Raw genomic sequence first — 13220 nt, 5'->3', positions numbered from 1 at the left:
GCGACCCGCGCAGGGCAAGGGCTCGGCCTTCGGGAGGAACGGTGCGGTTCTGGCGGCTCGCGCGGGAACAGCTGGGCACGATGGGCGTGCTCCTCGTGCTGACGTCATGCGCCTGCCTGCTGGTCGCGGGGCTGCCCAGGGCGACGCAGGCGTCGTACGACGAGGCGCTGCGCCGCGCGCTGAGCTCCGCCCCCGCCGTGCTGGCCGACCTGACCGTGACCATGGAGTCGAGCTCGCGGGAGGAGGACCTTCGCGAACGCGCCCCGTTCGACTCCTTCGACCGCCTCTGGCGCGAAATCATGCCCGCGCGGCTGCGCCCGCTGGCTGCCGCCGGCGGCCACATGAGCGCCAAGACCATCCGCACGCCGATCACCGGCACCAGCGGCCAGTCGTACATCAACCTGGGCTGGCTCTCCGACGCCGACCGGCGCGTGGACTGGGTGCGGGGGCGGGCCCCCGGCGCGATCGCGACCATGCGGTACGAAGGCCGGACGATCCCCGTGTTCGAGGTCGGGGTCGTCGAGGAGGCCCTGAGCAAGATGGAGCTGCGGCTGGGCCAGACGAAGATCGTCGGTGAGAACGATCACGCCGGCGTGCAGATCGTCGGCGTCTTCCGCGCGAAGGATCCCGCCGACCGCTACTGGTCGCACCACCTCGACGTCCTGCACGTCCTGCGGCTGCAGCCGCTCCAGAAGCACATAACGGCGCTCGTCTCCGAGGCCGGGCTGGGCGTGCTCAGCGGCGAGGAACGCTACCTGACCTACCGCTGGACCCTGCCCGTTGACGCGCGGGCGGCGAGTGCGCGGGCCGCCGGCGGCCTCCGGGCGGCGGTCGCGGAGTTCGACCGGCTCGTGGCGCTGCAGCCCATGGGCACGGCCGCCCCCTTCCGCCTGCGGACCGCGCTGCCCAAGCTGCTCGGTGACTTCCTGGCCGAGCTGTCCACCGCGCGGACCGTGATGTTCCTGGTGCTCGGCGGGCTCCTCACCGTGGCCCTCGGCGTGATCGTGCTGGCCGTGCGACTCCTGGCCGGCAGGATCGACCACGCGCTCACGCTGGCGCGGGCGCGCGGCGGCTCGCTCCGGCAGGTGGCGGGCACGGGCGCGGCGCTGACCGGGCTGGCCGTGGCGCCCGCCGCCCTGGCCGGGTACGCGCTGTCGTACCTCGTGCCCGGTCCCGTGCTGCCGATCGTGCACGCCGGGCCGGCGCTCGTGGTGCTCGTGGCCGTCGGGTTCGCCGCCGTGCGCCTGGCCCTCGTGCACCGCGCACCGCTGCACGAGCGACGCGACGACGTGGCCGCCGCCCGGCCCTCGGCCAGGCGGATCACGCTGGAGGTGCTGGTCGTCGTGCTGGCGTCGGCCGGGGCCTACCTGCTGCGGGCGCGCCGGCTGGACGACTCGGCGGGGCAGGACCCGTTCCTGCTACTGGTGCCGGTCGCCCTGACCGGGGCGGCGGCGCTGATCATCCTGCGCTGCTACCCGTACCCGCTGCGGCTGCTCGTACGGCTGACGGCGCGCGGCCGGGCGGCGGTGCCGTTCCTCGGGCTGACCCGGGCGGCCAGGGCCCGCCCCGCCGGCGTGCTGCCCGTGCTGATCCTGCTGCCCGCGCTGGGCGTGTCGGTGTTCGCCGCGGTGATCTCCGACGGGATCGCCGGCACGCAGCTGCAGGCGTCCTGGCAGCAGGTCGGCGCGCCGATCAGGATGACCTCCGACATCGAGGTCCCGGCCGACGCGATCGAGCGCGTGCGCGGCCTGGCCGGGGTGGAGCAGGTGGTGCCAGCGCAGACGGGCGAGGTGCAGATCGGGTACGGCGGCGAGCGGGCCGAGGCCATCGCCGTGGACGTCGCGCGGTGGCGGCAGATCCTCGGCGGCACCCCGCTCGACCTGCCCGCCCTGTCCGACGGCGCGCTCGTCTCGCCCGAGCTGCGCGGGCGGGGCACGTTCGAGATCGGCTGGCAGTCGCGGCTGAAGCTCGCCACCCGCGGCGTGATCGAGTCGGTGCCCGGCTTCTTCACCGAGGGCAAGTTCCTCGTCGTGCCCATCGACGTGCAGGTCCGGCCCGCCGTGAACACGCTGCTGATCAGAGGGGACGCCTCGCTCTCCGCGCTGGCGCGGCTCGTCCCGTCGGCCACCGTCACCTCCCAGGAGACGACCCTGGCGGCCATCAGGGACGATCCGCTGACGAGCGCGGTGCGCTGGGCGCTCGTGGTGGTGACGGTCGCGCTGGCCGCGTACGCGCTGGCCGCCGTCGTGCTGGGCCTGATGGTCGGGGCGGCGGAGCGGGCCAGGGCGGTGTCGTTCCTGCGTACCCTCGGCCTGTCGGAACGGCAGGCGCGACGGCTGACCGTGCTGGAGATCCTGCCCGTGATCCTCGTCACCGCGCTGGCCGGGCTCGGCCTGGGCCTCGGCCTGCCCGCCGCGCTCGGGCCCGCCGTGGACCTGTCGCCGTACGCCGGTGACCTGCCCGTCGGCGACTACGCGCTCGACCTGTTCGTGCCGGGCGCGCTGGCGGCGGGACTGGCCGCCGTGGCCGTGCTCGGCGCGTACGCGCACACGCTCATCAGCGGCCAGCCGCGGCCTCGGCGCCGTCCTCCGCGTGGGAGACCTCGGAGAACTGGTCATCGCCCAGCGTTCCGGGCACAGTTGGGCTGTGCCTGAGGACAACTTCGACGAACGAACAGCACAGACGTACGAAGCCAAGTGGCCGGAACTGTTCGACCCCGCGGTCGTCGACCCCGCTGTACGGTTCCTCACCGACCTGGCCGGGCCGGGCGGCGCCGCTCTCGAACTGGGCATCGGTACGGGGCGCATCGCGTTGCCGCTCAGCCGGCGAGGTGTCCGGGTGCACGGCATCGAGCTGTCGCGGGCGATGGTGGCGCGGCTACGGACCGAACCGGGCGCGGAGAACATCCCCGTGACCGTCGGCGACTTCGCCACCACCCAGGTGGGCGCCACCTTCACCCTCGCCTACCTGCTGCGCAACACCATCACGAACCTCACCACACAAGACGAACAGGTCGAATGCTTCCGCACCGTGGCGGCGCAGCTGGAACCCGGCGGCTGTTTCGTCATCGAGGTCTACGTCCCCGAGCTTCGGCGCCTCCCGCCCGGCCAGACCGTCCACCCGTTCACCGTGACCCAGGAACATCTCGGTTTCGAGGAGTACGACGTGGCATCGCAGATCGCCGTCTCCCATCATTACTGGGTGGTGGACGGCCGGCTCGAGACCCGTTCGTCGCCGCATCGCTACGTGTGGCCGGCCGAACTCGACCTGATGGCACGGCTCGCCGGCATGACCTTGCGCGAGCGATGGGCGGGCTGGACGCGCGAGCCGTTCACCAGCGACAGCCGCAACCACATCTCGGTGTGGCAGAAGGCGTCGTAACGGCCGATCGGAACTTCTGGGCGGTGCGGCGCCGTCCGTATCATCGCGGGCATGGTGCTGCTGAACCCGGAGCCGCGGCCCAGCCGGCGGGCGGTGCTCCTGGCCGCCGGAGGGCTGCTCGCCGGGTGCGCCCAGCAGCCCGAGGTCGAAGAGGTCGGCCTGCGCCTGGCCACCGGGCCGGCGGGGGCGGTCTACCGGCGCATCGGCGGCGCGCTGGCCGGCCACATCTCCGAGCAGGTGCCGGGTGCCACGGTGCGCACCGTGCCGAGCGGGGCGTCCACCGACAACATCCGCATGTTGCGGGCGGGAGAGGTGCAGCTCGGGTTGACGAGCCTGGACGCGCTGATCATGGCCGACGGCAGCGCGCCCGAGGGGCTCTCGGCGATATGCCGGCTCTACGAGAGCCACCTGCACCTCGTGGTCATGGCCGGTTCGTCGATCGACGAGTTCCGCGACCTCGAAGGCAAGCGCGTCTCCCTCGGCGCCCGCGACTCGGGCACCGAGTTCACGTCGCTGCGGGTCCTGGAGCTCGGGCCGGTGGACGCCGACGGCCGCTACCTCAGCCAGGCCGCATCGGCGGCGGCGCTGCGCGACGGCGAGATCGACGCGATGTTCTCCCTGACCGGCGTCCCGACACCCGCCATCACGGAACTGGCCCGGCAACACGCGATCCGGCTGATCCACTTGGACGAGCAGGCGCCCGCGCTCTTCACGGCGTTCCCGGGTCCCTACACTCCGGCCATGATCCCCGCGACCGCCTACGCCGGTGTCCCCGCCACCCGCACCATCGCCGTCCCGAACGTGCTTCTCGCGCGCAACGACCTGCCCGACGACCTGGTCCACGCCATCACCGACACGATCTTCACGCACACGGGCACGATCACCTCCGGCGGGACCGACACCGCCGGGGCCGTTTCCGAAGCCGTTCCCGAGGCGTGGCAGATCAACGTGCGGACCGGGATCTCCACCGCGTCGATCCCGCTCCATCCGGGCGCGGCCGCCTGGTTCCGCGAACGCAAGCGCTGATCCCGAGCGCCGGCGGTGGCTCGGGCGGAGGACCCAGGCAGAGGCCCCGGCGGAGGGCTCAGGCGGGGGCCGGAGCCGGCGCGTCCGACGACGACGCCGTCCGAGGTACGGCGGGCAACGCGACCACCGCGGCGAATCCGTGGCCCGACCCGCCCGGACGTGGCAGCCCGTCCTCCAGCCGCAGCTCGCCCCCGGCCGCCCCCACCAGGTCGGCGCAGATCGCCAGCCCGAGGCCGGTCCCCGGCACGTTCTGGTGCCGCGGCGAGCGCCAGAACCGCCGTAGCGCCTGGACCCGCTCGGACGCGTCGATCCCCTGCCCGTCGTCACGGACGACGATCGTGACCACCCCTCCGGCCCTGGCGCCGCCACCCGACCCACCGCCGTGCGCCGCACCCGCGCCCGCACCGCCGCCGTACGCCACACCCGCACCCGCGCCGTCGCCGGGCCCACCGCCCGCCTCACCGGGGCCGGCTTGGGCGGTCACCTCCACCGCCCGCGCGTCCGACAACCGCAACGCGTTGCTGATCAGCTCGTCCAGGATGCTGCCCAGCCCGCCCGACGGCTCCAGCAACCGCAGCCCCGGCGGCACGTCGACTGTCAACGTCTGCCCCGCCGTCTCCGTCAGCGCCCGCCACCGGTCCACCCGGGTCGCCAGCACCGCGTCGAGGTCCACCGGCGACGCCGTCCGTATGCTCTCCATCCGTGCGCTGGCCTGCAGGGAGTTCAGCATCCGCTGCATGGCTTTCAGCTCGTCGACGGCGACGTCGTACACCTGACGCCCGTTGCCCGCCCCGTTGTCAGCCGGGCCCAGGTGCGGTTCCAGGCTCTCCACGGCGAGCCGGAGGCTGGTCAGCGGGTTGCGCAGCTGGTGCGACGCGTCGGACACGAACGCCCGCTGCCGCTGCACGGCGTTCTCGACGGCGTCCATCATGGTGTTGAACGACTCCGCCAGCCGCCGCAGCTCGACCGGGCCCGCCTCGGCGTCCGCGCGGATCGTGAGGTCGCCCTGGGAGATGCGCGAGCTGGCCGCGTCCAGCTCGCGCACCGGCCGCAACACCCACGCCGACACCGGCCAGGCGACGGCCACCAGCGCGATCAACGGCAGCAGCCCGAGCCCGGCGAGCCGGGCCCAGCGCGTGAGGATGCGCGCGCGCGTCTTCGACAGGTCGGAGATCGTCACGACGGCGCCGACGACCTCGCTGTCCCGGCCGACGGGTTCGGCGACCACGAGTGCGGAGTCGTCCCACGGCGCCCAGTCCCCGGACGGTTCGGGTCTCGCCCCGGCCAGCGCCGCGGTCACGATGCGGGGCAGCGCCGGCTCGTCCCGCGCGGCCTCCTGGTAGGCGTCGGCGGGTCCGAGCAGCACCGTGCCCGAGGTGTCGATCACCGCGACGGGGATGCCGTACAGCTCGTGGTAGCGCGCCAGTTCCCGCTGGAGCGCCTCGGTGCGCCCGGTCGAGAGCGCGGTCTCGGCCAGCGACGAGAACCGTCCGACGTCGTTGAGCCGGTCGACGTACGTCTCCTGGATCTCCCGCTCGGCCACGCTGACGCTGAGCGGTACCCCGAGCGCCGCGACGAGCAGCACTGCGAGGGGCACCAGGACGACGAGCAGGCGACGGTTCAAGGCGCGTCAGCCGGTCAGCTCCGGCCGGTCGGCCAGGAGCCGGTAGCCGACCCCGTGAATCGTACGGATGATCACGGACGGGCCGAGCTTGTGCCGTAACGCCGCGATGTGGGTGTCGAGGGTGCGGCTGGAGGACTCCCAGGTCGCGCCCCAGATCTGGTCGAGGATGACGTCGCGGCTCACCACGTTGGGGGCCCGCCTGGCCAGCAGCAGGAGCAGCTCGAACTCCTTGCGGGTCAGTGTCACGGGTGTGCCGTCGACGGTGACCTCGCGGGTGCCGACGCCGATCCGCAGCGGGCCGAGGACGAGGGGCTCGTCGGGATGGCTCAGGGCGCGGGCCACCCGGGTGCGCCGCAGGACGGCGTCGATCCTGGCCAGCAGTTCCGGGATGCCGAACGGCTTGACGATGTAGTCGTCGGCGCCGGCGCGTAGGCCGCGTACGCGCTCGTGCTCTTCCGAGCGTGCTGTCACGGCGATGACGGCGGTTTCGGGACGGTCGCGCAGCTTGCGGATCACGTCGAGCCCGTCGCCGTCGGGCAGGCCCAGGTCGACGAGGACCACATCGGTCGGGGCGGCGCGCACGGCCTCGGCGGCGGTCGCGATGCGGTGGACCTCGAACCCGGCCTGAGCCAGGACGGTCACCAGACCCCGCGCCACGCGGTCGTCATCCTCGATGATGGTGATCCGCATAGTGGATTGTACGACCCGGATCTACAGCCGCGTCAGCCGGTTCTTGGGATTTTTCTGACATCCTGCACATTCCTTGGGATTCCTCTGACACCATCCGCGTCCCTGCCAGCCCAGACTGAGGCCGCGCACTCACCTACGGATGCGAATGCGCTGACGAGGAGGCCTCGACATGAGAACGTCCAGCAAGTACCGGGCCACCGCGCGGATGATCGCCACGATCGGCGTCGTTTCGCTCATCGCCGCGTGTTCCGGCAACGGAGGTGGTGGCAACGCCGACGCCGGCGGCGGAGGCTACCCGGATGAGAACATCACGTTCGTCGTGCCGTTCAGCGCGGGCGGCCCGACGGACACCGTCACCCGCATGATCGCCGAGCCGATGGCCGCCAAGCTCGGCGGCAAGATCGTCGTCCAGAACGTCGAGGGCGCCGGCGGCACGGTCGGCGCCGGCGAGGTCGCGCGGGCAGAGCCCGACGGCTACACCGTGCTGATGCACCACATCGGCATGTCGACGGCGCCCGCCCTCTACCAGGACCTGGGTTACCAGCCGCTGGAGAGCTTCGAGACGGTCGGGCTCGTCACCGAGGTCCCGATGACGGTCGTGGCCCGCAAGGACTTCGCGCCCGCCACGCTCAAGGACCTCGTGGCCCACGTGAAGGCGAACGCCGACAAGGTCACGCTGGCCAACGCCGGCATCGGCGCCGCGTCCCACCTGTGCGGCCTGCTGTTCCAGACCGCCGCCGGGGTCAAGCTCCAGGAGGTCCCGTACGAAGGCACCGGCCCGGCGCTGACCGACCTCGTCGGCGGCCAGGTCGACTTCATGTGCGACCAGACGACCAACACCAGCGGCCAGATCACCGCGGGAGAGGTGAAGGCGTACGCCGTCACTACGCCGGAGCGGGTGAAGAGCCTGCCCGACCTGCCCACCACCGCCGAAGCCGGGCTGCCCGGCCTGGAGGTCAGCGTGTGGCACGGGCTCTACGTCCCGAAGGGCACACCGCAGGACGTCGTACAGAAACTGTCCGAGGCGCTGAAGGCCGCGCTGGCCGACCAGAAGGTCATCGACCAGATGGGCAAGCTCGGCACCGCGCCGGTCCCGGCCGAGAGCGCGACCCCGCAGGCGCACCGGACCAAGCTCGAAGAGCAGCTCGGCACCTGGGGCAAGGTCATCGCCGACGCCGGCGTCAAGGCCTCCTGAGGTGGAGCGCCGCCGGTCCTTCCCCGACATTCTCGCCGGGGGAATCTTCATCCTGCTCGGTGGCGCATTCGTGGTGGGGTCGCTCGGCTACGAGCTGGGCACCCCCCTGCGGATGGGCCCCGGCGCCTTTCCGCTGCTGGTCGGCGTGCTCGTGGCCGCGCTGGGCCTCGGGATCGTCATCAAAGGGCTCATCGCCGGCGAGATGATCGCGTTCGGGCGGATCCCCTGGCGGGCGGTCGCCGTCATCACGCTCGCGCTCGTGTTCTTCGGATTCACCGTACGGGGGCTCGGGTTCGTGCCGGCGTCGGCGGTGACCGCCCTGCTCACCACGCTGGCCAGTTCGCGCGTACGGCTGCGCACGGCCGTGGCCGTGGCCGCCGGGCTGACCGTGGCCGGCACGATCATCTTCGTCGTCGGGCTCCAGCTGCGGCTCCCGCTCTGGGGCCCGTGGCTGGGGTTCTGACGCGACATCCGGATTGAGGCATGGAACTTCTCGACAACCTCGCCCTGGGCTTCTCGACAGCCCTTCTGATCCAGAACGTCCTCTACTGCTTCGTGGGTGTGCTGCTCGGGACGGCGGTCGGCGTGCTGCCCGGCATCGGGCCGACGGCGACGGTGGCGATGCTGCTGCCGATCACGTTCAACTTCGAGCCGGTGACAGCGCTGATCATGCTGGCCGGCATCTACTACGGCGCGCAGTACGGCGGCTCGACGACCGCCATCCTGATCAACCTGCCCGGCGAGTCGTCGGCGGCGGTCACCGCGCTGGACGGGCACGAGATGGCCCGGCAGGGCAGGGCCGGCCCGGCGCTGGCCTCGGCCGCGATCGGATCGTTCATCGCCGGCACGATCGCCACCGTCGCGCTCGCCATCGCCGCCCCGCCGCTGGCCCGCGTCGCGTTGCAGTTCGGCCCGGCCGAGTACTTCTCCCTGGTGCTGCTGGGCCTGATCGTGTCGATCGCGCTGGCGCGCGGCAACGCGATCAAGGCACTGGCGATGATCTTCCTCGGCGTCCTGCTGGGCACGGTCGGCCAGGACATCTACACCGGCACGCCCCGATTCGTCTTCGGCCAGCGCGAGTTGTACGGAGGCATCGACTTCGTGTCGGTCGCCGTCGGCATGTTCGGCGTGGCCGAGATCCTGCGCAACCTGGAGAACGAGCAGACCCGCACGGCCATCGTCAGCAGGGTGAAGAACCTCTGGCCCACCCGCGAGGACCGGCGCCGGATCGTCGGCCCGATCCTGCGGGGCACCGGTCTCGGGGCCGCGCTGGGCGTCCTGCCCGGCGGTGGCCACGTGCTGGCCTCGTTCACTTCGTACGCCGTCGAGAAGCGCATCTCGAAGCGGCGGCAGGAGTTCGGGCGCGGCGCGATCGAGGGCGTCGCCGGCCCCGAGTCGGCGAACAACGCGGCCGCGCAGACGTCGTTCATCCCGCTGCTCACCCTCGGGCTGCCCGCCCATCCGGTCATGGCGCTGATGGTCGGCGCGTTCATCGTGCACGGCATCACCCCCGGCCCGAACGTCATCACCGACGAGCCCGCGCTGTTCTGGGGCCTGATCGCGTCGATGTGGATCGGCAACGTGCTGCTCGTCCTGCTGAACCTGCCGCTGATCGGCATGTGGGTGCGCATGCTGCGCATCCCGTACCAGGTGCTGTTCCCGATGATCATCCTGTTCGCCTCGATCGGCACGTACTCCCTGGGGTTCAACGCCTACGACGTCTACGCGATCGTGCTCTTCGGGCTCCTGGGCTACATCCTGATCAAGTGCGGCTGCGAGCCGGCGCCGCTGCTGCTCGGCTTCGTCCTCGGGCCCCTCCTGGAGGAGAACCTGCGGCGGGCGATGATCATCTCCCGGGGCGACGCGTCGGTCTTCCTGACCCGGCCGATCTCCGCCGTGCTGCTGGTTGTGGCTCTGGCGGCGCTCGTCGTCGCCGTCCTCCCGACGATCCGCAGGCGCCGCGAGATCGTCTTCTCCGAGGAGGATTAGGAACCCGTGGAAGGAGCAGCCGCGGAAAGGTCGCACCCACCGGGAGCACCATCGGGAATGTCCTCTCAACGCCCGGTCATATGCCCTGGCCGCAGGCTCTCGGATTGACGAATCTGGAGGCATGGGACTGAGGGCTCATGGGACAGGCTCACCCGCCGCCGGCGTTGTCGGGGGGAGTCAGGAACTCCTGGAACTCGCGGTGCCTGAACTGATACGTGGCACCGCTGACGCGCAGCAGCCGAGCCTCGCAGGCCCAGTCGAGGAAGGTCCACAATCGCAGCGGCAGCAGGCCGCGCGTGGCCGCGACGACCAGGCCGATCATGGTGCGGGCCCAGGCGATCGCGCCGAAGGCCAGGCCGAAGGTCACGCCGCCGATGAGCGCGCACACCAGCGACTCGACGACGTCCTGGTTCATGACGAACACCAGGAGGGCGGCGACACCGCCGGTGAGGCCGAAAGCCAGCCCGATCAACGGGTTGCGGTGGAGGGCCTCCCGCGGGTGGGCCAGCTCCGCGTCCCTGCTCCACCCCCCGATAGCGATCTTGAAGGCGATCCCGAGCGCGAAGGCGAGGACGAAGGCCCCGGCGACCCCCACGGCCAGCGGCAGCGGGCCGGCGTGGGCCAGCCGCAGCGGCGGCAGCCCGGTGAGCGCGCCGCACAGTCCGAACCCCAGCAGGGTAAGGGGTTCGGCGCGGATCGCCTCGGACACGGTCATGCGCTCGGCTCCCCGCCGGCCGGCCGCGGTCAGCCCGATGACCGCGCCCAGCACCAGTCCCCCTGTGCCCCCCGCGGCGACGGCGAAGACGGGGCCGAAAACCCTCCCCCCGGTCAGCACGAGCCCGGCCAGGCCGCCGAGCACGCCGGCGGGGACGCCCGCCAGGACGCCCAGCAGGCCACCGATCACGCGCCGCCGGCGAGGGACCTCGGCCCGCCCACCGGCGGCGGCGGGCCATGGCGACAACGACAGGCCGGTGGCGATGGCCACCCAGCCGGCCATGAGCGCCAAGGTGAGCGACTCCGCCGGGCCGCCGGGGTCGTCGACCGCCGAACCGGTCCAGAACGCCAGCATCGCGATGACCGCGAAGACCGCGCAGCCCAGGCAGTGCAACACCCGGACCAGGCGCCGGCCGCCGATCGGCCACAACAGGTGGGGGACGATGTCGATCGCCGTCAGGCCGGGCGGCGGCCGGTCCGACTCGGCGCCGCGGGCAGCCTGCCAGCGCAGGTGGGCCGCCAGGTGCACGAGCCACGACCGTACCTGGTCCGGCTGGTACGGGGTTTCGTGCGCGGCACGGGGCGTGAGGACGGTCGCCGCCGGTACGTACGCCTCCAGCAGCCTCCTGGCGATCCGCGCCGCCCCCTCGGCGGGGTCGAGGTCGGGATCCGTGCGGAGCAGTTCGGCCGGGTCGGCGCCGGACTCCACGGCGGTCACGGTCAGCAACAACCGCCACGGTGTGGCGACGGCGGTGTGCGCGGCCTTTCCCGCCGGTCCGGACAGCGCCGCGTGGATGGCGTCGCGGTGCATGGCGCAGGGATGTCCGTCCGGCCAGCGGGCGCGCACGTACGTGCCGATCTGCTGGGTGGTGAGGTTGTGCAGATGGATCCTGGCGGCGTTGTCGAGCACGGCCCCGGCCTCGCGAAGCTCGGTGTGACGATCGGCGCGGCAGGTCACGACGACCGTGCCCGGCCGCCGCCCGGACAGGTCGCTGTACCGGTTGAGCTCGGCCAGCAGCCCGATCGCCCGGCGCGGCGGGCCGGCCGACGGCTCGGGGTCCAGCTCGTCCAGCCCGTCCACCACCGGCAGCACCCGGCGATCCCGCACCAGCCGCTGCGCGTCCTTGGCCGCGAGCCCGAAGTCCTGCTCCAGCTGCTCGGCCACCCAGGGTTCGAACGGCCTGCCCAGGGTCCATCGGGCCGCGTTCAGGCGCACCGGCACCAGTTGCCCTTGGTCGAGCCGTCCGCCGGCGGCCAGCACCGGCTCCAGCAGTTGCAACACCAACTCGACGGCGAGCACCGTCTTGCCCGCCCCCGACTCGCCCACGACCAGCAGGCGCCGCGGGCGCAGGCCGCTGAAGAACCAGCCGATCGAGGGCAGGTCGTGCTCCACCTCGCCTGCGCCGCCGTACCAGCTGAAGGAGAGCGGCGCGATGGTGTAGCCGCCGAGCAGCCCCTTACGCGCCCTGTCCTCCTCCCGGAGCACGCGCCGTGCCAGCAGCTCGACCGCGGAGTCCGGCCTGGCGACATCGACGATCTCCATCGGGTCCGCCGGGTCCACCAGGTCCACCGGGGCCGCCGGCGGCTGGGGTGTGCGAGCCGCCGATCCGGCCAGGGCCGTCCTGGCCGCCCGCCAGCGTTCGAGCTCGTCGGGAATCAGCTCGGCCGGATAGTCGCAGTAGTGGAAGCAGGCGGTGACGAAGGCCCGTACGAAATCCCACCGCGGCAGCCGGTCGGCCTGCCGCAGGACATGCGAGGTCGTGCTCTTCGGCAACGCGTCGACCGTGGCTCCGTCCGAGCTCTCCGTCTGGCCGCCGAGGGAGCGCAGCCTGCTCAGGGACGGCTCGCCCGCCCACTGCCTGAGCAGGGCCAGCCACCGCACGAATTCCGCCGTGCTGCCGGCCTCGGCGGGATCGGGCGGCCGGGGACGCTCCGCGATCATCCGTCCGCCGTCCGCACCAGCGACCACCCGAATCTCTCCCTGCCGCGCCGCGGCCACCGTCCGTCCACGCATCGGCCCTCCAGCGTCTGGACGTGGCGCGACTCCATCAGGAAGTTGCGGGCCTCGTCGGCCGCGACCAGGTCGCGGCCGACAGCGATGGGCACGAACCCGTGCCGGGGAATATAGACCCATCGGCCGCGGTCCCAGTCATAGGGGTCGAACCAGCGGTGGCGGACCGTCCCGGACACGCGCACCTCCGGCCCGTCCCTGGTCAGGACGAACGATCCCTGCGAGCGCAGCAGGCTCATCCTGCTGACGTAGAACAGCTCCGTGCCGATGAACGCGTTGATCCGCGCGTCCCAGTAGTCGTGCAACCAGCTCGACTCCCCGTCGCCCAGCAGCCTCGCCTGCCGGGCGAGCTGCCGTTCGAACCGGCGCTGGTTCTTGCGCTCGGCCTTTTTGATCACCTTGAACGAGCGCAGCCACCGCGGCGACATCGTCCTCGACGCGCCCGCGCCGTCCATGAAGTGCTCCAGGAAGTCGGACGCGATCGGGTGGAAGTCGCGGCCGCCGTCGACGATCGAACGGAACAACGCGACCAGCTCCGGGACCGGCCGGCCCGTCCGCCGCCGAAAGCCTCGCAGAAACATGCGCGCTCT

General features: G+C 72.3%; 10 protein-coding genes. 6 read left to right on the top strand and 4 right to left on the bottom strand.

From position 1 onward, the window contains the following. The first annotated feature begins 41 nt into the window (after positions 1 to 41). From E1294_RS02765 to E1294_RS02755, 3 genes are read left to right on the top strand one after another with little or no spacing between them, the layout of a single operon-like run. Positions 42 to 2654, top strand: a complete 2613-nt coding sequence (locus E1294_RS02765; protein WP_132504108.1) for an FtsX-like permease family protein — start codon at positions 42 to 44, stop codon at positions 2652 to 2654. After that, entirely contained in the window at positions 2647 to 3381 is a 735-nt protein-coding gene (locus E1294_RS02760) for a class I SAM-dependent methyltransferase (protein WP_132504106.1), read from the top strand. Before E1294_RS02765 ends, E1294_RS02760 begins: the two co-directional genes overlap by 8 nt. A 51-nt stretch (positions 3382 to 3432) precedes the next feature. After that, positions 3433 to 4407, top strand: coding sequence for a TAXI family TRAP transporter solute-binding subunit (locus tag E1294_RS02755; protein WP_132504104.1), 975 nt, complete (start codon positions 3433 to 3435; stop codon positions 4405 to 4407). 58 nt (positions 4408 to 4465) lie between these two features. Here the strand turns inward: E1294_RS02755 and E1294_RS02750 are convergent, their stop codons facing one another. Next, on the bottom strand, positions 4466 to 6031 hold the full coding sequence (locus E1294_RS02750; RefSeq protein ID WP_132504102.1) for a sensor histidine kinase: 1566 nt from the start codon (positions 6029 to 6031) through the stop codon (positions 4466 to 4468). Positions 6032 to 6037: 6 nt separating this feature from the next. Further along, positions 6038 to 6721 (bottom strand): response regulator transcription factor, encoded by a 684-nt coding sequence (locus tag E1294_RS02745; RefSeq protein ID WP_132504100.1) that lies wholly within the window; start codon positions 6719 to 6721, stop codon positions 6038 to 6040. A gap of 169 nt (positions 6722 to 6890) precedes the next feature. On the opposite strand from E1294_RS02745, the gene E1294_RS02740 reads away from it, so the two are divergent. The 3 genes from E1294_RS02740 to E1294_RS02730 are packed head-to-tail and all read left to right on the top strand — an operon-like array spanning position 6891 to position 9905. Then, positions 6891 to 7916 carry a tripartite tricarboxylate transporter substrate-binding protein gene (locus tag E1294_RS02740; RefSeq protein WP_220447518.1) on the top strand — a complete coding sequence of 342 codons (1026 nt, stop codon included), beginning with the start codon at positions 6891 to 6893 and terminating at the stop codon, positions 7914 to 7916. Between the two features lies 1 nt (position 7917). After that, complete coding sequence (locus E1294_RS02735; protein ID WP_132504098.1) at positions 7918 to 8379, top strand: tripartite tricarboxylate transporter TctB family protein; 462 nt, start codon at positions 7918 to 7920, stop codon at positions 8377 to 8379. A gap of 20 nt (positions 8380 to 8399) precedes the next feature. Continuing rightward, on the top strand, positions 8400 to 9905 hold the full coding sequence (locus tag E1294_RS02730; protein WP_132504096.1) for a tripartite tricarboxylate transporter permease: 1506 nt from the start codon (positions 8400 to 8402) through the stop codon (positions 9903 to 9905). Between the two features lie 148 nt (positions 9906 to 10053). On the opposite strand, the gene E1294_RS02725 is transcribed toward E1294_RS02730, so the two are convergent. Further along, the gene (locus tag E1294_RS02725) at positions 10054 to 12588 is read right to left on the bottom strand and encodes an NACHT domain-containing protein (RefSeq protein ID WP_132504094.1); all 2535 of its coding nucleotides are present in this window, start codon (positions 12586 to 12588) and stop codon (positions 10054 to 10056) included. Then, the gene (locus E1294_RS02720; protein WP_132504092.1) at positions 12558 to 13211 is read right to left on the bottom strand and encodes a hypothetical protein; all 654 of its coding nucleotides are present in this window, start codon (positions 13209 to 13211) and stop codon (positions 12558 to 12560) included. Before E1294_RS02720 ends, E1294_RS02725 begins: the two co-directional genes overlap by 31 nt. Between the last annotated feature and the right edge of the window lie 9 nt (positions 13212 to 13220).

The organism is Nonomuraea diastatica (genome assembly GCF_004349015.1).
In the GTDB taxonomy this organism is placed as follows: domain Bacteria; phylum Actinomycetota; class Actinomycetes; order Streptosporangiales; family Streptosporangiaceae; genus Nonomuraea; species Nonomuraea diastatica.
This window is presented reverse-complemented; position numbering and strand designations above follow the sequence as displayed.

Excerpts from the sequence above, each read along its gene's own strand:
- E1294_RS02755 (WP_132504104.1), top strand. The coding sequence starts at position 3,433 with ATGGTGCTGCTGAACCCGGAGCCGCGGCCCAGCCGGCGGGCGGTGCTC.
- E1294_RS02745 (WP_132504100.1), bottom strand. The coding sequence starts at position 6,721 with ATGCGGATCACCATCATCGAGGATGACGACCGCGTGGCGCGGGGTCTG.
- E1294_RS02740 (WP_220447518.1), top strand. The coding sequence starts at position 6,891 with ATGAGAACGTCCAGCAAGTACCGGGCCACCGCGCGGATGATCGCCACG.
- E1294_RS02730 (WP_132504096.1), top strand. The coding sequence starts at position 8,400 with ATGGAACTTCTCGACAACCTCGCCCTGGGCTTCTCGACAGCCCTTCTG.
- E1294_RS02720 (WP_132504092.1), bottom strand. The coding sequence starts at position 13,211 with ATGTTTCTGCGAGGCTTTCGGCGGCGGACGGGCCGGCCGGTCCCGGAG.